The sequence below is a fragment of the Alteraurantiacibacter palmitatis genome (assembly GCF_037154115.1).
In the GTDB taxonomy this organism is placed as follows: domain Bacteria; phylum Pseudomonadota; class Alphaproteobacteria; order Sphingomonadales; family Sphingomonadaceae; genus Alteraurantiacibacter; species Alteraurantiacibacter palmitatis.
In genome coordinates this window covers 26,592-49,068 of the sequence record NZ_JBANRO010000013.1, presented here as the reverse complement: position 1 = coordinate 49,068, position 22,477 = coordinate 26,592, and the positions used below count along the sequence as shown (strand labels likewise).

The 22,477-nt window shown below is 63.8% G+C and carries 24 protein-coding genes; 19 read left to right on the top strand and 5 right to left on the bottom strand.

Annotated features, from left to right (window positions below; all coding sequences use genetic code 11):
* Positions 1-63: 63 nt before the first annotated feature.
* The 3 genes from WFP44_RS14630 (at position 64) to apaG (ending at position 3,228) form a co-directional block, all read left to right on the top strand.
* Positions 64-1,275: a trans-sulfuration enzyme family protein gene (locus tag WFP44_RS14630; RefSeq protein ID WP_336927364.1), complete on the top strand. Its 1,212-nt coding sequence runs from the start codon at positions 64-66 to the stop codon at positions 1,273-1,275.
* Positions 1,276-1,405: 130 nt separating this feature from the next.
* Positions 1,406-2,725, top strand: a complete 1,320-nt coding sequence (locus WFP44_RS14625; protein ID WP_336927363.1) for a sensor histidine kinase — start codon at positions 1,406-1,408, stop codon at positions 2,723-2,725.
* A gap of 89 nt (positions 2,726-2,814) precedes the next feature.
* Entirely contained in the window at positions 2,815-3,228 is a 414-nt protein-coding gene (apaG, locus tag WFP44_RS14620) for a Co2+/Mg2+ efflux protein ApaG (protein WP_336927362.1), read from the top strand.
* A gap of 28 nt (positions 3,229-3,256) precedes the next feature.
* On the opposite strand, the gene WFP44_RS14615 is transcribed toward apaG, so the two are convergent.
* On the bottom strand, positions 3,257-5,872 hold the full coding sequence (locus WFP44_RS14615) for a M14 metallopeptidase family protein (RefSeq protein WP_336927361.1): 2,616 nt from the start codon (positions 5,870-5,872) through the stop codon (positions 3,257-3,259).
* Positions 5,873-5,995: 123 nt separating this feature from the next.
* Here WFP44_RS14615 and WFP44_RS14610 point away from each other — a divergent pair, with 123 nt between their 5' ends.
* The 3 genes from WFP44_RS14610 (at position 5,996) to WFP44_RS14600 (ending at position 8,703) form a co-directional block, all read left to right on the top strand.
* The gene (locus WFP44_RS14610) at positions 5,996-6,787 is read left to right on the top strand and encodes a LysR family transcriptional regulator (RefSeq protein ID WP_336927360.1); all 792 of its coding nucleotides are present in this window, start codon (positions 5,996-5,998) and stop codon (positions 6,785-6,787) included.
* Entirely contained in the window at positions 6,784-7,302 is a 519-nt protein-coding gene (locus WFP44_RS14605; RefSeq protein ID WP_336927359.1) for a GNAT family N-acetyltransferase, read from the top strand. Before WFP44_RS14610 ends, WFP44_RS14605 begins: the two co-directional genes overlap by 4 nt.
* Before the next feature lie 120 nt (positions 7,303-7,422).
* Positions 7,423-8,703 carry a PPC domain-containing protein gene (locus tag WFP44_RS14600; protein ID WP_336927358.1) on the top strand — a complete coding sequence of 427 codons (1,281 nt, stop codon included), beginning with the start codon at positions 7,423-7,425 and terminating at the stop codon, positions 8,701-8,703.
* A 44-nt stretch (positions 8,704-8,747) separates the two neighbouring features.
* Here the strand turns inward: WFP44_RS14600 and WFP44_RS14595 are convergent, their stop codons facing one another.
* From WFP44_RS14595 to WFP44_RS14585, 3 genes are all read right to left on the bottom strand, one after another.
* Positions 8,748-9,515 (bottom strand): DUF2189 domain-containing protein, encoded by a 768-nt coding sequence (locus WFP44_RS14595; protein WP_336927357.1) that lies wholly within the window; start codon positions 9,513-9,515, stop codon positions 8,748-8,750.
* Between the two features lie 76 nt (positions 9,516-9,591).
* Positions 9,592-10,104: an META domain-containing protein gene (locus WFP44_RS14590; protein ID WP_336927356.1), complete on the bottom strand. Its 513-nt coding sequence runs from the start codon at positions 10,102-10,104 to the stop codon at positions 9,592-9,594.
* 136 nt (positions 10,105-10,240) lie between these two features.
* Entirely contained in the window at positions 10,241-11,479 is a 1,239-nt protein-coding gene (locus WFP44_RS14585; RefSeq protein ID WP_336927355.1) for a hypothetical protein, read from the bottom strand.
* A 635-nt stretch (positions 11,480-12,114) separates the two neighbouring features.
* Between WFP44_RS14585 and WFP44_RS14580 the strand changes: the two genes are divergently transcribed.
* Positions 12,115-12,633, top strand: a complete 519-nt coding sequence (locus WFP44_RS14580) for a winged helix DNA-binding protein (protein ID WP_336927354.1) — start codon at positions 12,115-12,117, stop codon at positions 12,631-12,633.
* Here WFP44_RS14580 and WFP44_RS14575 read toward each other — a convergent pair.
* Positions 12,630-12,839: a hypothetical protein gene (locus WFP44_RS14575; RefSeq protein ID WP_336927353.1), complete on the bottom strand. Its 210-nt coding sequence runs from the start codon at positions 12,837-12,839 to the stop codon at positions 12,630-12,632. The genes WFP44_RS14580 and WFP44_RS14575 overlap by 4 nt on opposite strands.
* A gap of 427 nt (positions 12,840-13,266) precedes the next feature.
* Between WFP44_RS14575 and rpsL the strand changes: the two genes are divergently transcribed.
* From rpsL to rpsC, 12 genes are all read left to right on the top strand, one after another.
* Positions 13,267-13,638 carry a 30S ribosomal protein S12 gene (gene rpsL, locus WFP44_RS14570; RefSeq protein WP_336927351.1) on the top strand — a complete coding sequence of 124 codons (372 nt, stop codon included), beginning with the start codon at positions 13,267-13,269 and terminating at the stop codon, positions 13,636-13,638.
* Positions 13,639-13,800: 162 nt separating this feature from the next.
* Positions 13,801-14,271, top strand: a complete 471-nt coding sequence (gene rpsG / locus WFP44_RS14565) for a 30S ribosomal protein S7 (protein WP_336927350.1) — start codon at positions 13,801-13,803, stop codon at positions 14,269-14,271.
* Between the two features lie 146 nt (positions 14,272-14,417).
* Positions 14,418-16,490 (top strand): elongation factor G, encoded by a 2,073-nt coding sequence (gene fusA / locus WFP44_RS14560; protein WP_336927348.1) that lies wholly within the window; start codon positions 14,418-14,420, stop codon positions 16,488-16,490.
* 105 nt (positions 16,491-16,595) lie between these two features.
* The gene (gene tuf / locus WFP44_RS14555; protein ID WP_336927347.1) at positions 16,596-17,786 is read left to right on the top strand and encodes an elongation factor Tu; all 1,191 of its coding nucleotides are present in this window, start codon (positions 16,596-16,598) and stop codon (positions 17,784-17,786) included.
* 147 nt (positions 17,787-17,933) lie between these two features.
* On the top strand, positions 17,934-18,245 hold the full coding sequence (gene rpsJ / locus WFP44_RS14550) for a 30S ribosomal protein S10 (RefSeq protein WP_017665146.1): 312 nt from the start codon (positions 17,934-17,936) through the stop codon (positions 18,243-18,245).
* A gap of 258 nt (positions 18,246-18,503) precedes the next feature.
* Positions 18,504-19,307: a 50S ribosomal protein L3 gene (rplC, locus tag WFP44_RS14545; protein ID WP_336927346.1), complete on the top strand. Its 804-nt coding sequence runs from the start codon at positions 18,504-18,506 to the stop codon at positions 19,305-19,307.
* Positions 19,308-19,310: 3 nt separating this feature from the next.
* Complete coding sequence (gene rplD, locus WFP44_RS14540) at positions 19,311-19,949, top strand: 50S ribosomal protein L4 (protein WP_336927345.1); 639 nt, start codon at positions 19,311-19,313, stop codon at positions 19,947-19,949.
* Complete coding sequence (locus tag WFP44_RS14535) at positions 19,949-20,260, top strand: 50S ribosomal protein L23 (protein ID WP_336927344.1); 312 nt, start codon at positions 19,949-19,951, stop codon at positions 20,258-20,260. Before rplD ends, WFP44_RS14535 begins: the two co-directional genes overlap by 1 nt.
* A 4-nt stretch (positions 20,261-20,264) precedes the next feature.
* Positions 20,265-21,101: a 50S ribosomal protein L2 gene (gene rplB, locus WFP44_RS14530; RefSeq protein ID WP_336920566.1), complete on the top strand. Its 837-nt coding sequence runs from the start codon at positions 20,265-20,267 to the stop codon at positions 21,099-21,101.
* Positions 21,102-21,107: 6 nt separating this feature from the next.
* Entirely contained in the window at positions 21,108-21,383 is a 276-nt protein-coding gene (gene rpsS / locus WFP44_RS14525) for a 30S ribosomal protein S19 (protein WP_336927342.1), read from the top strand.
* The gene (gene rplV, locus WFP44_RS14520) at positions 21,383-21,763 is read left to right on the top strand and encodes a 50S ribosomal protein L22 (protein ID WP_336927341.1); all 381 of its coding nucleotides are present in this window, start codon (positions 21,383-21,385) and stop codon (positions 21,761-21,763) included. The genes rpsS and rplV overlap by 1 nt, the downstream gene beginning before the upstream one ends.
* A gap of 3 nt (positions 21,764-21,766) precedes the next feature.
* The gene (gene rpsC / locus WFP44_RS14515) at positions 21,767-22,462 is read left to right on the top strand and encodes a 30S ribosomal protein S3 (protein WP_336920563.1); all 696 of its coding nucleotides are present in this window, start codon (positions 21,767-21,769) and stop codon (positions 22,460-22,462) included.
* Positions 22,463-22,477: the final 15 nt, after the last annotated feature.

Below are 22,477 nucleotides of genomic sequence, written 5' to 3'. Positions count from 1 at the left end.
AGCAGCAGCACGGCATTTCGCAACACTTGCAGGCGGTGGGTCACACTCCTAAACGCTTGCCCCATGAAAAGGACTTCCGGAACCGACCGCGCGCTGACTTCCAAATGGCGCCCCGCCACCCGAGCCGTGCGCGCAGGCACCACGCGCAGCGAACATGGCGAAACGAGCGAGGCGCTGTTCCTCACCAGCGGCTATACCTATGACAGCGCCGCCACCGTGGCCGCCCGCTTTGCCGGCGAAGCCACCGGGATGCAGTATTCCCGCTTCCAGAACCCCACCGTCGCCATGCTGGAAGAACGCGTGGCCGCGATGGAAGGGGCCGAGGCGTGCAAGGTGCAGGCGAGCGGTATGGCGGCGATGACATCGGCGCTGCTGTGTATGCTTTCGGCAGGCGATCACGTGGTCGCGGGCCGCGCGGCGTTCGGCTCGTGCCGGTGGATTCTGGCCAATGTGCTCAACCGCTTTGGCATCACGCATACGGTGGTGGACGGGCGCGACAATGCGCAGTGGGAAGCTGCAATCCAGCCAAACACCAAGGTCTTTTTCTTCGAAACGCCGGCGAACCCCACGCTCGATATCGTCGATCTGGCGTTCGTGTGCGGGCTGGCGAAGTCGCGCGGGATCACCACGATTGTCGACAACGCCTTTGCCACCGCCGCGCTGCAACGCCCGATGGAATTCGGCGCGGATGTCGTCGCCTATTCCGCCACCAAGCTGATGGACGGGCAGGGCCGTGTGCTGGCGGGCGCGATCTGCGGCAGCGCGCAGTGGATCAACGAAGTTCTGTCGCCGTTCCAGCGCAACACCGGCCCTGTCCTGTCGCCGTTCAATGCCTGGGTGGTGCTGAAGGGGCTGGAAACGCTGCCCCTGCGCGCCCACAAGCAGAGCGAGAACGCGCTGGCCGTAGGCCGGTTTGTCGAGGAGCGGCTCGGCAAGCCGATCCTGCATCCGGGCCTGCCTTCGTTTCACCAGCACGAACTGGCGGCAAAGCAGATGGATGCCTTTGGCCCGATTTTCAGCTTTGTGGTGGATGGCGGGCGCGAGGCGGCCTTTGCCGTGCTCGACGCGCTGGAACTGGTCGATATCTCCAACAATATCGGCGACAGCAAGAGCCTCGCCTGCCACCCGGCCAGCACCACGCACCACAATATGGGCGCCGAAGGCCGCGCCGAAATGGGCGTGGAGGAAGGCATGATCCGCATCAATATCGGGCTGGAAGATCCGCTCGACGTGATCGAGGATCTGGATCAGGCCTTCGCCAAGGCCGGTTTCTGACAGCCGCCATCTGACAGCCCCCGCTTCGGTTCGTCGCAAATCGGTCGCAATTCATCGTTCGCCTTTGTAACGATTAGGCGCTCCCGCGAAATTTTCGTGCGAGATGTGGATGGATCGCGCCTTGCCAGAAGTGACTGATTTGTACGCGGCGCTTGTCGCATCCTGCGATGATGCCATCGTGGCAAAGGACACCGATGGCATCGTGCTGTCGTGGAATCCGGCGGCGGAACGCCTGTTCGGCTGGTCTGCGGCGGAGATGGCGGGGCAATCGATCCGCCGCCTTCTCCCCGAGGATCGCCAGCACGAAGAGGACGAGATCCTGGCCATGATCCGCAGCGGGGTGAAGGTGGGCCAGCGCCTGACGCGCCGCCGCCACCGGGACGGGCATCTGATCGATGTCTGGGTCAGCGTATCGCCGGTCCATAATGCCGCAGGCGAGATCGTCGGTGCCAGCAAGATCGCGCGCGATGCGGGCAGTTACCTGCGCAACCAGGTCGAATTGCGCGAGGCGAAGGAACGCTTTGAAACGCTGGCGAACAATATCGCCCCGCTGTGCTGGATGGCAAACCCGGACGGCCACCTGTTCTGGTATTCGCAGCGCTGGTACGATTACACCGGCACCACCTTTGCCGAAATGGACGGCTGGGGCTGGGAAAGGGTGCAGCATCCCGACCACCTCCCCCGCGTCAAGCAGCGGTGGATCGAAGCGCTGGCGAGCGGGGACGAATGGGAAGATATCTTCCCCCTGCGCCGGCACGATGGCGCATGGCGCTGGTTCCTCAGCCGGGCCAAACCGATCCGGGATGACCAAGGCCAGATCATTCGCTGGTTCGGCACCAATTCGGACATCACCGAACAGCGCGAACAGGCCGAACAGATCCGCCTGCTGCTGCTGGAGGTCAATCACCGGTCCAAGAATATGCTCACCACGATCCAGGCGCTGCTGCGCCGCAGCGTGGAGGGGGACGAGGAATTCGTGCGCCGGTTCCAGCAGCGGATTCAGTGCATGGCGGTGAACCAGGATATTCTGGTGCGCCGTGAATGGCGCGAAGTGCCCTTGGCCGAACTGGTGCAGTTGCAACTGGCCTTTGCTGCCGATGCGGCGGGCACGGTCGCGGCGGAAGGGCCGGACATTGCGATCAATCCGCGCGCCGCCGAAACCATTGGCATGGCGCTGCACGAACTGGCGACCAATTCGCTGAAATACGGCGCGCTGTCGGCAGAAGGAGGCGAGGTCGATGTGCGCTGGCACGTGGAGGGTGGCACCTTCCTGCTGCGCTGGAGCGAAAGCGGTGGCCCGCCGGTAGAGCCGCCCACGCGCAAAGGTTTTGGCACAAGGCTGATCTGCGAAGTGCCGCAACGCGCGCTCGGCGGATCGGCGGCAATTGCTTATGCTGCGCAAGGCATTGTCTGGGAACTGGCGGTGCCGCTTGCTGCGGTGGCCGGGTAATCGCGTCGGGGCTTCGCGCAAAATCGGCAGCCCCTGACCCAAAGCCCTCTTGCCGCCGGGGCGTTTGCCGTTACCTTGTGCAAATTGTGATGACCCGCGATGCTCTCAACGCGCTGTTTCAGTATGTCGCCACCACGGCGGGCGTAACGGTGCGCGTGTCGGTCAACTTCATGCCCGAACAATCGCGGGTGGAAGCGGGGCGGTGGTTCTGGGTCTACCACATCCGCATGGAAAACCACCGCGAGGATGTGGTCCGCCTGCGCACCCGCCACTGGCGCATCAGCGATGCGCGCGGCATGATCAATGTGGTCGATGGCGAAGGTGTGGTTGGCGAAACCCCGATCCTCGCGCCGGGCGAAAGCTTTGACTATGTGTCAGGCTGCGAACTGACCACCAGCGAAGGCGCGATGCAGGGCCATTACAGCTTCACCGATGAGGCCGGGCAGAGCTTCCTTGTGGCCATCCCGCATTTCCGGCTGGTGATGCCTGACCCGGTGGAGTGAGGGGCGACGATAGCGCTGCGGCCTGACCCTACCGCACCCGCGCCGGGGCGATTACCACGGCATTGGCCAGCAGCAGATCCAGCCCGTCGAGATAGCCGCGTGTGGCCGGATCATAGGCGAAGCCTACCGCCAGACCGCGCCGCGCAGGCTGCGCCACCATGAAAGGTTTGAACGCCATCTGCCGCCGGTTCTCGTCCCACAGATAGCCGCTGGCGAGCAAGGCATCAGCCGCGGCAAAGCGCACCACATTGACGCCATTGGCCCGCGCCATCGGGGCAAAGACCAGATCGCCGCTGGCAAACACCACCGGCGCTGAGCGGTCATATCCGGCGGACAGGAAGCTGTCGGCGTCGATCGCGGTGTTCAGCAGCGCGCCCGGCATCGTATCGGGCCGCCGCGTGCCATCGGCAATAGCCGCGCGGTAATCGGCCTCGGTGGCAATCGCGCTGCCCGCGACTTGCTCTTCCACCTCCTCCGCTTCGGGATCGCCGCCCAGCACCGTCTCGCGCGACAGGGCGAACAGCGTGTTGTCGCCGGTGCTGAATTCGGCCATCGCCTCGCCCACCACCACCACCACGCCGCCGCCATTGGCAAAGGCGGCAATCGCCGCGCGGCCAGCGCTGCCGAGCGCGCGGGCATAGCTGCCATCGGGCACCACCAGCACATTGTAACGGCCCAGCTGCGCGCGGGCCACCGTGCGGGTGCGGATGGGGGCCACCGCCACGCCCAGCCTTTGTTCCAGCGTATAGCGCAAGGCTCCGGCCGAAAGCGGATCGACCCCGTCATCCCACAGCATCGCCACGCGCGGCGCGGTCAGGCGCACAAAGCGCTCGCTGCCGAGATTGGGGCCGCTGTCGACCCAGCCGCTTTCCAGCGCCAGCGCTTCTGCGCCGATCTCGCGGGCAAGGGCAGCCAGTTCGTCGAGGCGTTCGGGATTGTCGGCGCGGGAAAAGACCACGCTGCCGCGCCCGAAATCGCGCCCGCCAATGGCAAAGGCCGTGTCGGTTGCCCGGCCCACAAGGCCGCGCGACAAAGCGAGCGCGACCAGCCGCGCCTGCCCGCTGTCAGTCCACGGCACGACCATGCCAAACGCGCCGGGCTGATCCACGCGGGAGATGAGCGCCTCGTCCGCCGAAACCGCTGCACCCGCCGCCACCGCGCCGCTGCACAGCGCCACATCCACGCCCGACATCAGCCCCACCGACCAGGCGGTTGTGTCATACAGCTCGTGCGCCAGATCGCGGGCCCGGCGCGCTTCCTGCGCGGCTACAAACTCGCCTGGCAGCGCGGTGTTGGTATCGAGCAGGCTGCGGATCAGGCGCGCGGCGGGCTGGCTGCGGCTGATGGTAAGGTATCCCGCCGGATAGCTGCGCCCGCAGGCCGTGGCGGGGCCGTTCACGCGGCCAATGGCAATGCCCTGCGCCACCAGACGGCGGGCGAGGTGTTCGGCGTTCCAGCGCCGCTGCGCAAGGTCGATGACATAGGTGCCGATGCCTGCTTGCCCCGCCGCCGCGCTGCGCCGGTATTCGGCATAATCGCCCAGAAACAGCGCGGCGTTGTCGGCCACGGTCTGCGCGGTGGCGAGGCTGGCGAGGAAGTGGTTGCGCACCCCCTCCTCATACGTCAGCAGCGTGCCGTCCTTGCGTTCCCACAACAGGCCGCGCGCGCTGCCTTGCTCGAATGTCATCGCGATGGCGCCGTTCAGCGTCGGCCAGGTGTCGCCATAGCCGGGGTAGAAGGCATCGAACACTTCGCGGGTGAAATAGGGCTGGCCCGCTCGGTCGAGGCTGGCGGCGATATTGCGGCCCAGCAGCACCTGCTTGTCGCGCTGGCCGCCGGTGATGTGCGGGTTGAACGGATCGGCAGAGGGCGGGAAGAAATAGCTTTCATCGCCCCCCATCTCGTGCGCGTCGACCAGCACGACCGGCTGCCATTGCTGGATGGCGGCCACACGCCCGCGCGTTTCGGGCTGGGTCAGCGCGAACCAGTCGCGGTTGAGGTCGAACAGATAATGGTTGAACCGCCCGCCGGGCCAGGGCTGGTCGGCGGCGGCGGAGTAACGGTCAGCCGAGGGGGCAAGGCCTGCCTGCGAACGGAAGGAATGGACAAAGCGCGCGCGTCCATCCGGGTTCTGGCTGGGGTCGATGATGACCACGCTGCCGCCCATGATCCGGTCAACCTGCGCATCGCCTTCAGCCGCCAGCAGGTGATAGGCCATGGCAAGGGCGGCATCGGTGGAGGAAATCTCGTCCCCGTGCACGCCGTAGGAAAGCCATGTCACCGGCAGGAGGTTGGGGAGGGCTGACGGCGCGGTGCCGCCCGCCAGCCGCGCCAGATCGGCGCGCACCGCCGCGATCCGCGCCATGTTGGGTGCAGAGGTAATGACGGCATAGACCAGCGGGCGCCCCTGCCAGCTGCGCGCATATTCCACCAATCGCACCCGGTCGGGCGCGGCGCGTTCCAGCGCCTGCATATAGGCGAGTGCTTCTTCGGGCGAGGTAATCTGCGCCCCCAGACGGTGCCCCACCACCTGTTCCAGCGTGGGAATATCGGCGCGGAAACGGCCATCGACCATGCTTTGCGCCAGCGCGGAAGAAGGAACGGCAATCAGCAACATGACGAAGGCGGCAAGACGGCGCAGCATGGGCGGGAAAGACTCCGACAAGGATTTGCCAAGTCCTGTGGTTTCATCTGCAAGCGGTCAAGCGATATTGCGCGCACCCGCTTGCCGCCTTCGCGCCGCCCGCTTACATGGCGCAGCACAACCATGAAACGCACCCATCTGCCCTTGAACGCCTTGCGCGTATTCGATGCCGCCGCGCGGCATCTCAGCTTCACCCGCGCGGCGGATGAGCTGGCGGTGACGCCCGCCGCCGTGGGCCAGCAGATTCGCGCGCTGGAAGATGTGCTGGGCGTGGTTCTGTTCCGCCGCACCTCCAAGGGGTTGGAGTTGACGGACGAGGCGGTGGCAGGCCTTGACCCCTTGCGTGACGGGTTCCTGAAGTTTGAAGAAGCGGTGCAGGCGATGCAGGCAGGGCAGGCAAGCAGCGCCTATGCCATTGCCGTGCCGCGCGAATTCTACGCCCAGTGGCTTGCGCCCCGGCTGGCGGCTTTTCGCGCCGCCCATCCCGATGCGCGCTTTCAGCTGATCGCGGACGAGGATGCCGATTTTACCGAGGCCAATCTCGATCTCGCCATCCGCCTTGTCGAAGGGCCGGGGGAACTGGAAGGCGTGCAGCTGGCCGATGGGGCGCAGGCCGTGGTTGCCGCGCCGGGCGCGCCCGATGGCTGGATAAGCTGGCCGGGCTTTCCCGCCCCCGATGGCGCAGATGTGGTGTTGCAGGTAGGCAATGCGGGGCAGGCGCTGTCATCCGCGCTTGCCGGCTTTGGCCGCGCGGCCATGCCGCTGCCGCTGGTGGCCGAAGCGCTGGCGGACGGGCGGCTGGTGGCAGCGGACGCGCCGGTGGAGTGCCGCCGCGCCTATTGGCTGGTCGCCCCGCGCCCGCAATGGCGGCAAAAGAAGGTGCAGGCGCTGGTCGCCCATCTGGCCGGGTCGTGATTCCGCGGATCGAAACGCCGCGCTTCACCCTGCGCGGGGTGGAGGAAGGCGATGTGGATGCGCTGCTGCCCGCTTTCCGCGATTCTGACGTGATGCGCTATTGGAGCCGCGGCCCCTTTGAAAGCCGTGAGGAGTTCGCCGCATGGCTGCTCGACCGGGAGTGGGGCGGGAGGACATGGGTAGCGGTGCCGCGCGCTGGAGGCGATCCGGTGGCGCGGCTCGTGGCATCGGAACAGCGGCCCGGCGTTGCCGAAATCGGCTATCTCGTCCTGCCCGCCCATGCGCGGCGGGGCATTGGCGGCGAATGTGTGGGCGCGCTGGTGACGCATCTGTTCCGGGCCGAAGGCTATCGCCGCGTCTTTGCCGATACCGACCCGCGCAACACGCCTTCCAACCGCCTGCTGCAAAGGCTGGGCTTCACGCGCGAGGCGCATCTGCGCAGCGCGATGGAAACGCATATTGGCTGGTGCGACACCTGGCTGTGGGGCGTGCTGGCCGATGAATGGCCGCATTGAGCCCTTTGAATTGCCGCGCAGCTTCCATTAATCTTTGACGAATTATCCGCTTTGTGGTGCCAATGCTCCGGTATCAAGGGGCGCCATTCTGGCGGCAAAGGGGGTTTCATGATTCGGCATATGACACGCGGGTTCCGGGCGGTTCTGCTGGCCGGGGTTGCGGCCGGGCTGGTTCCGGCGATGTTGCCGGTGGCGGCAACGGCCCAATCGGCCCGCAATCTCGACAATGCGCGCAGCGACGTGCTGATCTTTGACGGCGCGGTGACCAGTGCGCCGGCGGTGTTTCGTTACACCATGCAGCCCAATACCACGCTGCAGGTCGATGTGATCCCCAAGGAAGGTTCGGATCTCGATCCCGTCCTGACCATCACCGATGCGCGCACCGGCGAAGTGCTGGCCGAGGATGACGACAGCGGCGGCAATCTCGCCAGCCGTGCGCGCATTGTCACCGAAGCGCGCCGCCAGGTGGAAATCACCGTCTCGGCCTTCGCCTTCTTTTCGGGTGAGGAAACCAGCGGGCCGTTCGAACTGCAATTGCGTCCTACCGCCTTCGTGCCCGAACCCACCACCGCAGTGGAATTCGGATCGGAAATGCGCGGGCGGCTGACCGGGGGCAATCCGCGCCTCTACACGATCCGCGGCGAGGCGGGGCAATTGCTGGAGGTTGCGCTCACCGCACGGGGCGATGATCTCGACCCGCTGCTGATCCTGTATCGCGGCCATGGCACGATGGGCGAGGAGGTCGCGCGCGACGATGACGGGGGCGAAGGGCTCAATTCGCTGCTGCGCGTTCGGCTGCCCGAAAGCGGCACCTACACCATCGCGGCCTCGGCCTATAACAGCAGCGAAGGCCAGTTTTCCCTGCGTGTCGCTCCCTTGCGCGAACTGGCGGCGGCTACGAGCGAGCAGGTGCTGGGCTTTGGCGAGGCATTGGAAGGCTATATCACGCAGGCCAATTATGGCGATTATGACGGGGAAGACAGCTACGTCACCTTCCGCCTTGGCGCAGAAGCGATTGCCGCAATCCGCGCGGGTGCGGGCGAAGTCACGATCAACATGACCACGCCGGTGATCGAGGACAGCGATTTTCCCAGCGGTATCGACGCCTTCCTTGAACTCGGTTTCGAAACGCCGCTCGGCTATTCCAGTGTGCTGAGCAATGACGACGGTGGCGAAGGGCTGAATGCCCGCATAGCCGTGGATCTTCGCACGCTTGTCGTGGAAGGCGGCGACTGGCTGGAACGGCTGCGCATCCGCGCCAGCAGCATCAGCGGTGGCGGCGGGTTCGCGTTGGCGCTGGTGCAGGGATTGCAGGAGGTGGCCGAGGAAGTGGACTTCTCCACCGAGGAGGAGGTGGGCGCGGATTCCGTCCCGACAATGCCGCCTCCTGCCGCTGAGTAGCGCGGGCAAAGGGTGGGGCAGGTGAGGGCCTGCCCCTGTCGGTTTCAAGCGGCGGCTCGGCGGTAGAGGTGCCAGCTTGCATGGGCGAATAACGGCAACGCCAGCAGCAGGCCCAGCAGGGCGGGCAGCATCGCGGCAAACAGCGCCACGGCGATCAGCGCGGCCCAGCCCAGCATGACCGCGCGGTTGCTGCGCACGGCCGCCACACTGGCGACCATTGCGGTGATGCAATCCATGTCGCGGTCGACCAGCATGGGCAGGCTGATTGCGGTCAGCGCAAAGATCAGCAGGGCAAACCCTGCGCCCACAGCGGTGCCAAAGGCCAGCATCGCCACGCCCGCCGGAGTGGCGAAGAAGGCCATGCTTTCGCTCGTCATCCCCGCTTGCGCCATGAAGATGTAGAAGATGCCGTGGCCGATGATGACCCAGAAGCAGAAGATCACGAAGGCCACCACGCCCACGCCCAGCACCTGCCCATCGCCGCGCCCGCGCACCGCGTTCAGCACGGCGCGCCAATCGGGCGGCAGACCGGCCTCGCGGCGACGGCTTGCCTCATACATCCCCACCGCCGTGAAAGGGGCGATCAGCGGAAATCCGGCGGCGGGCACCAGCCAGACCCATTGGCCCCGCTGAACCAGCACGAACCAGAGCGCCCAGCCTGCCACCACATAAAAGGCGGCAAAGAACAGGCCGAATGCGGGAAAACTGCGGAAGTCGGCCCATCCGGCGGCCAATGCCCGTCCCAGATCGGCAAAGGTCAGATCATTCGCCACGCGCAGTTTCGCGCTTGTGCCATCGGCGGTTGCCGTCATTCCAGCCCCCTCATCCCAAAGGGCGATCCTCCGCCAGCAAAGCTGCAACAGCTTGGGGGCGATGGCAAGAGGGGGGCTATTGCGCGGGTGCAGGGGTCCACCGGTAAATGCCGCCATCGGCCACCAGCGCCAGATACAAATCACCATCGGCAATCACCCAGGATCGCAGATTGGGCAGATCGGCCGCGATGCGCGAATCCATCGCTGCATCTCCGCAATAGGCCCGCGTCATCGCGCCCGGTGCAAAAGTGATGGAACCGCTGCGTCCCACGACCGGGTCGGCCGACCAGCGCGAACTGGCGCGGTTGCAATCCAGTTGCAGGTTGGCCGTGCCATCGGCGTCCAAGGTGAGCGTGTAGCCTTCGCGGTTGGGCGGAACCAGCGTGCCGATATCATCGTCCGACGACTGGAAATTGACCAGCTGCCAGCTTGTGCCGCGCAGATCGACCAGCGGTTCCTGAATTTGCGGGCGCTGGGCGGATGGCGGGGCTGCGTCATTGCCATCAGGGGCGGCAGCGCATCCGGCAAGCGCGGCAGCCAGCAAAGCGGACACAGATGTGCGGGGTGTCAGGGCAAGTGCCAGTTTCATCGGCCATCTCCTCGTCGGGGCAGCGTAGGACATCCCAGAGTATAATCTGCAATCTGCTTCAGGCCGAAACGAAAAAGGCTCCGGCTGCGCTCCGGAGCCTCTTTCCTGTCAGGCCGGATGCCGACCTTTCCGGCGATCAGCCGCCGCGTCCGGCGCCCGGCGCGTTGCGCGGGCCGGTGCCCGGATCCCAGTCAAACGGGCGGGCAAAGCGGCTGCGGTCGTCCTCCTCGGCGGAGATCGCGGCTTCCTCTCCGGCGGCGATGCGCGCCTGCTGCGCACGGCTGGCGTTGATATAGTCGCGCGGCATATAATTGCCTTCGTGGCAGGCATATTCGAAGAACACGTAATCATCGTCACGCGTCCATTCGATGCGGGTGGTCCACGGCGCGGTGTAGATCAGCGGATCGGAATAGGTCAGTTCGTGCACGATGGCGTTGGGGCCGGTCATGGTCAGGCGTTCCACCGTCATCGCCTGCGTGCTCATCGGAACGGTGTTGAAGGCGGGGACATCCAGCGTGCCGGTGAACTGCGTTGCCATGTTGAGCGGCGAAGCGGCGCGGCGGAAGGTATCCTCGGTCACGCTGTCGCCGGAGACGATATTGGTCGTCTCGATCACCAGCGTCTTGCCTTCCCACCAGCCGCGCGAATTGCCCATCCACGCTTCCACGCCTTCGGGCCACTTGGCGGCCTGTGCGGCTTCCTTGCTGTCGTAGATCTTCACCACGCGCGTGCCGAGCATTTCGAGCACGATGGTGATGTAGCCGGGGCTTTGGAATACGCGGATGCCGTTGTTGTAGCGGAACGGATACATCGATGCGGGAAAGCCGCGTGACACGCAGCGGTCCCAGCTGTCGAAATCGCTCACCCAGTTATAGGCCTGGCCCGGCACCCAGCCCGACCGGCCCGCCCGGAACAGGCGCATCCCTTCTTCGGTCAGAGGGGGCAGTTGCCCGTTGGCGGGGGAGACAAGCATCGACGTGCGGTGGCCGAAATCGGTTTCCTCGAACCATTCGGCCAGCCCTTCGGTGCCCGATGTGCCGATGCCGTTCTCGGTGGCGGCGGCAAAGCGGCCGTCATTGCCGCGGGCAGCGTCAAGGCGGCGCTGGAACTCCTCGTCGGTCACCCAGAACCGCATCCCGTACTGCTCGGGGCGCTGGAACAGGATGCGGCCTTCGTTCAGCCGTTCGATCGGCCAGGTGCCGGTGAAGTCGTAATCGCCCCAGGGCAGGCGCGCCGGTTCGTAATCGGTCGGCACCGGGGGCAGAGTGTAGAGATCGGCCGGGCGGCTTTGCGCGGCGGCGGGGGCGGCGGCGAAAGCCAGGCCGCACGAGGCGACGGCGATGGCGACAAGCGAGGTGAGACCTTTGCGGGTCATAATGATCGGGCTCCCTTCCCAATTGACCGTGTCGACCGGCGCCCTGCCATGCGCAGAGGCCCGGTTTTGCGCCTCAGATTAGGCATGAAAACGCGCCGGCGCCAGTGGCGAGATTGATAAAGTCTGTAACACTTTGTCGCGTGCAGACCTGCGCCCTGAACGGCGGGTGGCCCACGCCCGGCAGAGCACGCGCCGGCCCTTACGCACGCGTAGGAAAAATACCATTTTGAGATTGGAGATTCGGAAGGATACAGCATTCTCAGCGATTCAGTGGAGGAAAAATACATCGATCAGGTGCAAATGAGAGCCAGAATCGGCAAGTGCGGGTCGCAAACGGTGCCGGCCTGCCGGCAAACAGGTGTGGCCGCAGCGATAAGGGGTTTCCCCTATTTGCAGCGAAAGGCAGGGTAAGGCATCATCGCCTCGGAAACCGACAACGCCGAAATTAACGGGCGTTATCAATTTTATACCGACTTATTTTTTATGGTAGCGATAACATAAAAAAGAATAATGATCTGATCTTTGCTTAATTTCGCAATATCGGCTTCCTGATCGCCGCCCATCTGCCACATGGCGCAAGGCGGGGGCGGGGAGCAGGTCAAATAGAATTCCCCAACGGGGCAAGCAGGGGACATATGGGCGAGACGACTGCACTGAAGCGCCAGGAGCTCATCAACCTCCTGGCGGAGGACTGGAAGGCCAGCGACATCCGCGAACTAGGCGCCACGCTGCTGCGGCTGGCGGATTCGCTCGATCAGGCGTGGAATGGCTCCAATGTGAAGGCCATTTTCCGCTGGCCGACCGAACTGGCGCGGATCGAGAAGAATGCGCTCAACCTCGCGATGAAGGCGCGCGTCATCTACGAACAGCGCGGCAAGCGCTGGGATCATATTCCCGGCGAACTGCTGGGCGAGCCGGCATGGGATATGCTGCTGGACCTGTTCATGCAGTTTGCGGGCGGGGCGAAAGTGTCCACCACCAGCCTGTGCATGGCCAGCCGCGTGCCCGGCACAACGGCGCTGCGCTATATCAACGCGCTGGAAGAGGCGGGGCTGGTGACGCGCAGCACATCCGAATTCGACAAGCGCGTGACCTTTGTCGAGCTGACCGATCAGGGCGTGCTGGCGGTGGGGCGCTATCTGGAACAGGCCTAGGCCGGATCGCGCCCCTCCACCTGCGCCCATGGCCCCATCTCTGCCTCGCGCTCGCGCATCTGTTCGAGGCGCAGGCACAGTTCGGCCAGCACGCTCTCCTCATCCTCCGCATTGCGCAGGGCCAGATCGGCCAGCACCTCGGCGCGGATGCGTTCATAGAGCGGATGGCCGGGGCGGAAGCAGGTGCTGGCGTGTAACAGCCCCACCCTTGACCCCACCCCATCCCGGCGCTAAGGGCGCATCCATCCGAAGCGGGGCTTGTGCTCCACATCGGGCATAGAGCTGAACATTGCCGGCGTTGGTTCCGGGGCCTTGCGGGGAGACTCGTCGGGGCCTTTTTTGTTTTGCTTTTCCTGCCGTCATGCGGTGATCCGCATGATTTCCCGGCCCTCGCCGGGAAGCCGTGGTGGGAAAGGCAAACAGCGGGGCGGCCGTCAAAGTAACCCGGTGCACGAAGATTTGTGCGGGGGTGGAGCGTTTCAGACTCGTGCGGGGAAGGGCGCCGATGGCGGCTCTCCTGTTTTGCTGGACCCGGCTCCAAGTCCGGGGTGACGCCAGCGGAGGTGGCACGGTCTTACTCTCTCCATTTCTGGCAGATCAGGTGGCACCTTTAATCAAGGTGAAGAGAACCTAATGCCTACGATCAACCAGCTTGTCCGCAAGCCGCGCCAGCCTGTGAAGGCCAAGAGCAAGGTGCCGGCGATGGAAAAGAACCCGCAGAAGCGCGGCGTGTGCACCCGCGTCTACACCACCACGCCGAAGAAGCCGAACTCGGCGCTGCGCAAGGTGGCCAAGATCCGCCTGACCAACCAGCGCGAAGTGATCGCCTATATTCCGGGCGAAGGCCACAATTTGCAGGAGCACTCCGTTGTGCTGATCCGCGGCGGCCGTGTGCGCGACCTTCCCGGTGTGCGTTACCACGTGCTGCGCGGCGTTCTCGACACGCAGGGCGTGAAGGACCGCAAGCAGAGCCGCTCGAAGTACGGCGCCAAGCGTCCGAAGTGACGGCCCCCTCAGGCCGTCATCCCGGCGCAGGCCGGGATCTGGCGCGGTCTGGTTCTGGCCTCATGAGGTTTACGCAACGCTAGAAGTTTCGCTCCCTGCCGCCAACAGGTCCCAGCCTTCGCTGGGACGCAGGCAAGGGGCCGCAAGAAAAGGAATACGAGAATGTCTCGTCGTCGTCGTCCCGAGAAGCGGGAAATCCTGCCCGATCCCCGTTTTGGTGATGTGGTGCTGTCCAAGTTCATGAACAACCTCATGCTGGACGGGAAGAAGGCCGTGGCCGAAAAGATCGTCTATGGCGCGCTGGAAACCGTGGAAGCGCGGGCCAAGACCAATCCGGTGGACGTGTTCCACACCGCGCTCGACAACATCAAGCCGGCCGTGGAAGTGCGCAGCCGCCGTGTGGGTGGTGCCACCTACCAGGTGCCGGTGGAAGTGCGTCCCGAGCGTGCGCAGGCGCTGGCCATTCGCTGGCTGATCAACGCCGCGCGCGGCCGTGCGGAAACCACCATGGCTGCCCGCCTGTCGGGTGAGCTGATGGATGCCGCCAACAACCGCGGTTCGGCCGTGAAGAAGCGCGAAGACACGCACCGCATGGCGGACGCGAACCGCGCTTTCAGCCACTACCGCTGGTAAGGGCTTGCTGCTTGGGGGCCGTTTCCTCGCTCCGCTCATCCTGAGCGTGTCGAAGGGACGGTCTTCAAGCGGTCATATCTTCCATTATATGGGGCGCGCCGGCGTGTGAATTTCCGGCAAGCTTCTGAACCTTTGAGGAAACAGTCATGGCCCGCAGCCATCCGATCGAACGCTACCGCAATTTCGGTATCATGGCGCATATCGACGCCGGCAAGACCACTACGACCGAGCGGATTCTTTACTACACCGGCAAGTCCTACAAGATCGGCGAAGTGCACGATGGCGCGGCGACGATGGACTGGATGGAGCAGGAGCAGGAGCGGGGGATCACGATCACCTCGGCCGCGACGACCTGTTTCTGGCGCGACCACCGCCTGAATATCATCGACACGCCGGGTCACGTGGACTTCACCATCGAAGTCGAGCGCTCTCTGCGCGTGCTCGACGGCGCAGTCGCCGCCTTTGACGGCGTGGCGGGTGTCGAGCCGCAGTCGGAAACAGTATGGCGCCAGGCAGACAAGTATGGCGTGCCAAGAATGTGCTTCATCAATAAATTGGATCGCACGGGCGCTGACTTTTATTACTGCGTTCAGACCATCATTGATCGTCTTGGCGCAGTCCCGGCTGTTCTTTATTTGCCGATTGGTGCGGAAGGCGACTTCAAGGGCTTGGTTGACCTTATCAATCAGCGCGCGATCATCTGGAAGGACGAGAGCCTTGGTGCGGAATTCTTCTACGAGGAAATCCCCGCCGATATGGCAGACAAGGCTGCCGAATATCGCGAAAAGCTGATCGAACTCGCTGTCGAGCAGGACGACGAGGCGATGGAAGCCTATCTGGAAGGGAACGAGCCTTCGGTCGAAAAGCTCATGGCGTTGATCCGCAAGGGCACGCTGGCGCAGGCTTTCGTCCCGGTGCTGTGTGGCTCGGCGTTCAAGAACAAGGGCGTGCAGACCCTGCTCGACGCGGTGGTGGATTTCATGCCCAGCCCGCTCGACATTGAAGACGTGAAGGGCGTGAACCCTGAAACGGACGCGGAAGACAGCCGCGCGACTTCGGACGATGCGCCGTTCTCGGGTCTCGCCTTCAAGATCATGAACGATCCCTTTGTCGGCTCGCTCACCTTTACCCGCATCTATTCGGGCCGGCTGTCGAAGGGCACCGTCCTCAATTCGGTGAAGGACAAGAAGGAAAAGATCGGCCGTATGTTGCTGATGCATTCCAACAACCGCGAAGACATCGATGAAGCCTTTGCCGGCGACATCGTGGCGATTGCGGGCCTGAAGGAAACCACCACCGGCGACACGCTGTGCGCCGAACGCGCGCCGATCATTCTGGAGCGCATGGAGTTTCCGGAGCCGGTTATCGAATTGTCGGTGGAGCCCAAGACCAAGGCTGACCAGGAAAAGATGGGTGTTGCGCTCAACCGCCTGGCTGCCGAAGACCCCAGCTTCCGCGTGTCGACCGATCATGAATCGGGCCAGACGATCATCAAAGGCATGGGTGAACTTCACCTCGAAATCCTGGTTGACCGTATGCGCCGCGAATTCAAGGTGGAGGCCAATGTCGGTGCACCGCAGGTGGCTTACCGCGAATACCTCGCCAAGCCGGTGGAACTGACCTACACGCACAAGAAGCAGTCGGGTGGTTCGGGCCAGTTCGGTGAAGTGAAGGTCAAGCTGACTCCCGGCGAACGCGGTTCGGGCTTCACCTTCATCGATTCGATCAAGGGCGGCAATATTCCGCGTGAATATATCCCCGCGATCGAAAAGGGCATGAAGGAAACCGCCGAAACCGGTTCGCTGATCGGCTTCCCGATCATCGACTTCTCGGTGGAGCTGCTGGACGGCAAGTACCACGATGTCGACTCCTCGGCGCTGGCATTCGAAATTGCCGGCCGTGGTGCGATGCGTGAGGGGGCGCAGAAGGCAGGCATCAAGCTGCTCGAACCGATCATGAAGGTCGAGGTGGTGACGCCGGAAGAATATATGGGCGACGTGATCGGCGATCTGAACAGCCGCCGCGGCATGATCCAGGGCACCGACACGCGCGGCAACGCCCAGGTTGTCGAGGCGCACGTGCCACTGGCGAATATGTTCGGCTATGTGAATGAACTGCGTTCGTTCACCCAGGGCCGCGCGCAGTACACCATGCAGTTCTCGCACTATGACGAGGTCCCGGCGAATGTCGCGGCCGAGGTCAAGGAGAAGCTTGCGTAACCCCCACGCAACGTCTAGGGGCGGGCGCCTGATTCAGCGCCAAGTCGGTGAGACGCCCGCCTGAACACCACGCATTCCAATTTCGAACTTGAGAAGGTTACAAAAATGGCAAAGGCAAAATTCGAGCGGAACAAGCCGCACTGCAACATCGGCACCATCGGTCACGTTGACCACGGCAAGACCACGCTCACCGCTGCGATCACCAAGGTGATGGCTGAAACCTATGGCGGCACCGCCGTTGACTTCGCCAACATCGACAAGGCGCCGGAAGAGCGCGAGCGCGGCATCACCATTTCGACCGCGCACGTGGAATATGAATCGGACAAGCGCCACTATGCGCACGTCGATTGCCCCGGCCACGCCGACTATGTGAAGAACATGATCACCGGTGCCGCCCAGATGGACGGCGCGATCCTGGTGGTGAACGCTGCTGACGGCCCCATGCCGCAGACCCGCGAGCACATCCTGCTGGCCCGTCAGGTCGGTGTGCCGGCACTGGTCGTGTACATGAACAAGGTCGATCAGGTTGACGACGAGGAAATCCTCGAACTGGTCGAACTGGAAGTGCGTGAACTGCTCTCCAGCTACGATTTCGACGGCGACAACATTCCGATCATCAAGGGTTCGGCCCTTGCTGCTCTGGAAGGCCGCGACGACAATATCGGCAAGGATTCGGTCATCGCCCTCATCAAGGCCGTTGACGAATACATTCCGCAGCCCGACCGTCCGATCGACAAGCCCTTCCTGATGCCGATCGAAGACGTGTTCTCGATCTCCGGCCGCGGCACCGTGGTGACCGGCCGTATCGAAACCGGCATCGTGAATGTGGGTGACGAAGTCGAAATCGTCGGCATCAGGGACACCAAGAAGACCACCGTGACCGGCGTGGAAATGTTCCGCAAGCTGCTCGATCGCGGCGAAGCTGGCGACAATATCGGCGCCCTGATCCGCGGTATCGCGCGTGACGAAGTGGAGCGTGGTCAGGTTCTGGCCAAGCCGGGCTCGGTCACTCCGCACACCGAGTTCAGCGCCGAAGTCTACGTGCTGTCGAAGGACGAAGGCGGCCGTCACACGCCGTTCTTCGCCAACTACCGTCCGCAGTTCTACTTCCGCACGACCGACGTGACCGGCGAAGTGATCCTGCCCGAAGGCACCGAAATGGTGATGCCGGGCGACAACGTGACCATCGGCGTCAAGCTGATCGCTCCGATCGCGATGGACGAAGGTCTGCGCTTCGCAATCCGCGAAGGTGGCCGCACCGTCGGTTCGGGGGTTGTCAGCAAGATCACGAAGTAATATAGGCGCGCCACCGGCGGGGGATTCGTCCCTCGCCGGCCGCTTTTTCCGAGGGCCGCCCCTCACCGGAAATCCGGTTAGGTGGGGCGGTTCTTTGTTTTGGGGGTCAGTGATGGCCTCCGTGGCTCTTTCGCATCGGTACAGGACATGGAAGCTCAGAATATTCGCATTCGCCTCAAGGCGTTCGACCATCGCGTTCTCGACCAGGCAACTGGTGAAATCGCAGATACCGCACGTCGCACGGGTGCTCTTATTCGTGGCCCCATTCCACTGCCGACGCGTATCGAGAAGTTCACCGTGAACCGCGGCCCGCACGTCGACAAGAAGTCGCGCGAGCAGTTCGAGGTGCGCACCTACAAGCGGCTGCTCGACATCGTGCAGCCCAACGCCCAGACTGTCGACGCACTGATGAAGCTCGACCTGGCTGCTGGCGTGAATGTCGAGATCAAGTTGGCCTGAGCCGCTGATTTCCGGTCTTCGGTGCGGACCTTAAACGCGCCGGAAGTTTCAGGGGCTTCTGATGGCCCCGCATTGCTGCAAGGCAATGCAAGACATCGGGATACCGCCGGATCTGATCCGGGCTGCGTCCCCCGTCTCGCTTCCGAACCCGATCCACGGGGAAGGGGGCATCTCAGCCCGGACGGGGCGATGCATGACAATTCGGGCTGACCAAGCACGCGGGATGGTCCCGTGTGCCTCTGTTGAGGAGTATGGATCATGCGCACTGGCGTGATCGCGAAGAAAGTCGGGATGACCCGCCTGTTCCAGGAGGATGGCCGGCACGTGCCCGTCACCGTTCTGGCGCTGGAAGGCTGCCAGGTTACCGCTCACCGTACCGCCGATCGTGACGGTTATTACTCGGTGCAAGTCGGTGCTGGTGAAGCCAAGCAGAAGAATGTCAACAAGCCGCAGCGCGAAGCTTTCGCCAAGGCGGAAGTGGGCCTGAAGCAGAAAGTTGCCGAGTTCCGCGTGGCGGACGAAAGCGGCCTGCTGCCCGTGGGTGCCACCATTTCGGCCGAGCATTTCATTGCCGGCCAGATGGTTGATGTCACCGGCCACACGCAGGGCAAGGGCTTTGCCGGCGCCATGAAGCGCTGGGGCTTCGGTGGTCTGCGCGCCTCGCACGGCGTGTCGGTCAGCCACCGTTCGCACGGTTCGACCGGTAACCGCCAGGATCCGGGCAAGGTCTTCAAGAACAAGAAGATGGCCGGCCATATGGGCGATCGCCAGCGCACCCAGCAGAACCTGGAAGTTGTGCGTACCGATGCCGACCGCGGTCTGATCTTCGTGAAGGGCTCGGTGCCCGGTTCGAAGAATGGCTGGCTGCTGGTTCGTGATGCCGTGAAGGTTCCGGCCCCGGAAGGTCTGCCTTTCCCCGGTGCGATCCTCGACAAGAGCGCCGCCAAGCCCGCGCAGGACGAGCCCAAGCTGGCCGATCAGGTCGAAGGCGAAGCCGTCGCTGAAGAAACCACCCCCGTCGAAGCGGCCGCTGTCGCTGACGACGCGAACAAGGAGGGCTGATCCGTGAAGGTGAAGGTCCAAAACATTGACGGCAAGGCGTCGGGCGACATCGAACTGAGCGATGCCGTTTTCGGTGTCGAGCCGCGGGCAGACATCCTGCACCGCGTCGTCACCTGGCAGCTCGAAAACCGCCGTGGCATTGCCCGTGCAACGCGCGAGCGTTCGGACGTGGCCCGTTCGGGCATCAAGTTCGGTCGCCAGAAGGGTGGCGGCCGGGCCCGTCACGGTGACCGTGCCGCCCCGATCTTCATTGGCGGTGGCAAGGCTCACGGCGCACGTCGCCGCGAGTTCGGCCAGTCGCTGAACAAGAAGGTGCGTGCTCTTGGTCTGAAGATGGCCCTGTCGAGCAAGGCCAAGTCGGGTCTGGTGGTCGTGGACAGCCTGGAGCTGACCGATGCCAAGACGAAGGCGATTGCGGCGACGTTCGGCAAGAACGGCTGGGCCGGCAAGGTGCTGGTGATCGACGGCGACGCCGTTGACGCCGGTTTCGCGCTGGCAGCGCGCAACCTGCCGGGCGTGAATGTCCTGCCGGCGGTGGGCGCAAACGTCTACGACATCCTGAAGCATGACACGCTGGTCCTTACCAAGGCGGCTGTCGAGAAGCTGGAGGCGCGTTTCGCCCTCCCGGGAGGGGCTAAGTGATGGCTAAGAAGAGCGCAATTGACGCGCGTCACTATGACGTGATCGTTGCTCCGCATATCACCGAGAAGGCGACGCTTCTCTCGGAGAACAATGCGGTCGTGTTCAAGGTGGCAACCACTGCGTCCAAGCCGCAGATCAAGGAAGCCGTGGAAGCCCTGTATGACGTCAAGGTCACGGGCGTGAACACGATTGTCCAGAAGGGCAAGAGCAAGCGCTGGAAGGGCAAGCCCTACAAGCGTTCGGACATCAAGAAGGCGGTTGTCACGCTGGCTGAAGGCCAGATGATCGACATCACCGAAGGCGTGAGCTGATCCGATGGCACTGAAGAACTATAACCCGACCAGCCCGGCGCGCCGCGCCCTGGTCCTCGTCGACAAGTCGGCGCTGTACAAGGGCAAGCCCGTCAAGGCGCTGACCGAAGGCAAGCGCAAGACCGGTGGCCGCAACAATAAGGGGCATGTCACTTCGCGTGGCATGGCTGGCGGGCACAAGCAGAAGTACCGCTATATCGACTTCAAGCGTCGCAAGTGGGATATGTCTGCCGTGGTTGAGCGGATCGAATACGATCCCAACCGCACCGCGTTCATCGCGCTCATCAAGTATGAGGACGGCGAACTGGCTTACATCCTGGCTCCCAACCGTCTGGCGGTGGGTGACAGCGTGGTGGCTGGCGAAAAGGTCGACACCAAGGTCGGCAATGCGATGCTGCTGGGCCAGATGCCGGTCGGCACCATCTGCCACAATGTGGAGATGAAGCCGGGCAAGGGCGGGCAGATCGCGCGTTCGGCAGGCACCTATGTGCAGCTGGTGGGCCGTGACCGCGGCATGGTGATCGTGCGCCTCAACAGCGGTGAGCAGCGTTACCTGCGTGCCGATTGCATGGGCACGGTTGGCGCGGTGTCGAACCCCGACAACCAGAACCAGAACTTCGGCAAGGCCGGGCGCAAGCGCTGGATGGGCGTGAAGCCGCTGACCCGCGGTGTCGCCAAGAACCCGGTCGACCACCCGCATGGCGGTGGTGAAGGCCGGACTTCGGGCGGCCGCCACCCGGTTACCCCGTGGGGCAAGCCCACCAAGGGCGCCCGCACCCGCAACAACAAGCAGACGGACAAGCTGATTATCCGTTCGCGTCACGCCAAGAAGAAGAGGTAAGCAGCGATGGCACGTTCCGTCTGGAAGGGTCCGTTCGTCGATCTTCACCTGCTGAAGAAGGCGCAGGAAGCCCAGGAAGCCAACAGTTCCAAGCCGATCAAGACCTGGTCGCGCCGTTCCACCGTGCTTCCCGATTTCGTTGGCCTGACGTTCAACGTCTATAACGGCCAGAAGTTCATTCCGGTGTCCGTCAACGAGGACATGGTCGGTCACAAGCTCGGTGAATTCGCGCCCACGCGCAATTTCCCCGGCCACGCTGCCGACAAGAAGGGTAAGCGATAATGGGCAAGCAGAAAGCTCCCCGCCGCGTCGCCGATAACGAGGCGCTGGCCGTTGGCACAACCATTCGGGGTTCGGCGCAGAAGCTGAACCTTGTCGCTGCGCTGATCCGCGGGAAGAAGGCCGAGGATGCGCTGAACATCCTCACCTTTTCCAAGCGGGCGATGGCGCGCGATGCGAAAAAGGTGCTGGCCTCGGCCATTGCCAATGCGGAAAACAACCACAATCTGGATGTGGACGCGCTCGTCGTGGCCGAAGCCAGCGTGGGCAAGTCCGTCACCATGAAGCGCTTTGCGACCCGCGGCCGTGGCAAGTCCACCCGCATCCTGAAGCCGTTCAGCCGTCTGCGCATCGTTGTGCGCGAAATGTCCGAGGAGGCCTGATCGATGGGACAGAAGAGCAATCCGATCGGTCTGCGCCTGCAGATCAACCGCACCTGGGACAGCCGCTGGTATGCCGAAGGCGCGGATTACCGTCAGCTTCTCAAGGAAGACCTGGCGATCCGCAAGTTCGTGTTCGACACGCTGCCGCAGGCCGCGATTTCCAAGGTGGTGATCGAGCGTCCGGCCAAGCTGTGCCGCGTGTCGATCTATGCTGCGCGTCCGGGCGTGATCATCGGCAAGAAGGGCGCCGACATCGAAAAGCTGCGCAAGCAGCTTTCGGCGCTGACCCCCAGCGAAGTGAAGCTGAACATCGTGGAAATCCGCAAGCCGGAAATCGATGCCAAGCTCGTTGCGCAGGGCATTGCCGATCAGCTGGTGCGCCGTGTGGCGTTCCGCCGGGCGATGAAGCGTGCGGTGCAGTCGGCGCTGCGTCTGGGTGCCGAAGGCATCAAGATCGTGTGCGGCGGCCGTCTGGGCGGTGCGGAAATCGCCCGCGTCGAATGGTACCGCGAAGGCCGTGTGCCGCTGCACACGCTGCGCGCCAATGTTGATTACGCTGAGGCCGAGGCGCTGACCGCCTATGGCATCATCGGCATCAAGTGCTGGATCTTCAAGGGCGAGATTTTCGCTCACGATCCGATGGCTCAGGACCGGCTGATGATGGAAGCGCAGACTTCCGGCGTCCGTCCGGCACGCTGAGGGTAGGGTAGAGCA

What these genes read in the sequence shown, in the direction of transcription:
- WFP44_RS14630 (WP_336927364.1), top strand. Translation starts at nt 64, where the DNA reads ATGAAAAGGACTTCCGGAACCGACCGCGCGCTGACTTCCAAATGGCGC.
- apaG (WP_336927362.1), top strand. Translation starts at nt 2,815, where the DNA reads ATGACCCGCGATGCTCTCAACGCGCTGTTTCAGTATGTCGCCACCACG.
- WFP44_RS14615 (WP_336927361.1), bottom strand. Translation starts at nt 5,872, where the DNA reads ATGCTGCGCCGTCTTGCCGCCTTCGTCATGTTGCTGATTGCCGTTCCT.
- WFP44_RS14610 (WP_336927360.1), top strand. Translation starts at nt 5,996, where the DNA reads ATGAAACGCACCCATCTGCCCTTGAACGCCTTGCGCGTATTCGATGCC.
- WFP44_RS14600 (WP_336927358.1), top strand. Translation starts at nt 7,423, where the DNA reads ATGACACGCGGGTTCCGGGCGGTTCTGCTGGCCGGGGTTGCGGCCGGG.
- WFP44_RS14595 (WP_336927357.1), bottom strand. Translation starts at nt 9,515, where the DNA reads ATGACGGCAACCGCCGATGGCACAAGCGCGAAACTGCGCGTGGCGAAT.
- WFP44_RS14590 (WP_336927356.1), bottom strand. Translation starts at nt 10,104, where the DNA reads ATGAAACTGGCACTTGCCCTGACACCCCGCACATCTGTGTCCGCTTTG.
- WFP44_RS14585 (WP_336927355.1), bottom strand. Translation starts at nt 11,479, where the DNA reads ATGACCCGCAAAGGTCTCACCTCGCTTGTCGCCATCGCCGTCGCCTCG.
- WFP44_RS14580 (WP_336927354.1), top strand. Translation starts at nt 12,115, where the DNA reads ATGGGCGAGACGACTGCACTGAAGCGCCAGGAGCTCATCAACCTCCTG.
- rpsL (WP_336927351.1), top strand. Translation starts at nt 13,267, where the DNA reads ATGCCTACGATCAACCAGCTTGTCCGCAAGCCGCGCCAGCCTGTGAAG.
- rpsG (WP_336927350.1), top strand. Translation starts at nt 13,801, where the DNA reads ATGTCTCGTCGTCGTCGTCCCGAGAAGCGGGAAATCCTGCCCGATCCC.
- fusA (WP_336927348.1), top strand. Translation starts at nt 14,418, where the DNA reads ATGGCCCGCAGCCATCCGATCGAACGCTACCGCAATTTCGGTATCATG.
- tuf (WP_336927347.1), top strand. Translation starts at nt 16,596, where the DNA reads ATGGCAAAGGCAAAATTCGAGCGGAACAAGCCGCACTGCAACATCGGC.
- rpsJ (WP_017665146.1), top strand. Translation starts at nt 17,934, where the DNA reads ATGGAAGCTCAGAATATTCGCATTCGCCTCAAGGCGTTCGACCATCGC.
- rplC (WP_336927346.1), top strand. Translation starts at nt 18,504, where the DNA reads ATGCGCACTGGCGTGATCGCGAAGAAAGTCGGGATGACCCGCCTGTTC.
- WFP44_RS14535 (WP_336927344.1), top strand. Translation starts at nt 19,949, where the DNA reads ATGGCTAAGAAGAGCGCAATTGACGCGCGTCACTATGACGTGATCGTT.
- rplB (WP_336920566.1), top strand. Translation starts at nt 20,265, where the DNA reads ATGGCACTGAAGAACTATAACCCGACCAGCCCGGCGCGCCGCGCCCTG.
- rpsS (WP_336927342.1), top strand. Translation starts at nt 21,108, where the DNA reads ATGGCACGTTCCGTCTGGAAGGGTCCGTTCGTCGATCTTCACCTGCTG.
- rplV (WP_336927341.1), top strand. Translation starts at nt 21,383, where the DNA reads ATGGGCAAGCAGAAAGCTCCCCGCCGCGTCGCCGATAACGAGGCGCTG.
- rpsC (WP_336920563.1), top strand. Translation starts at nt 21,767, where the DNA reads ATGGGACAGAAGAGCAATCCGATCGGTCTGCGCCTGCAGATCAACCGC.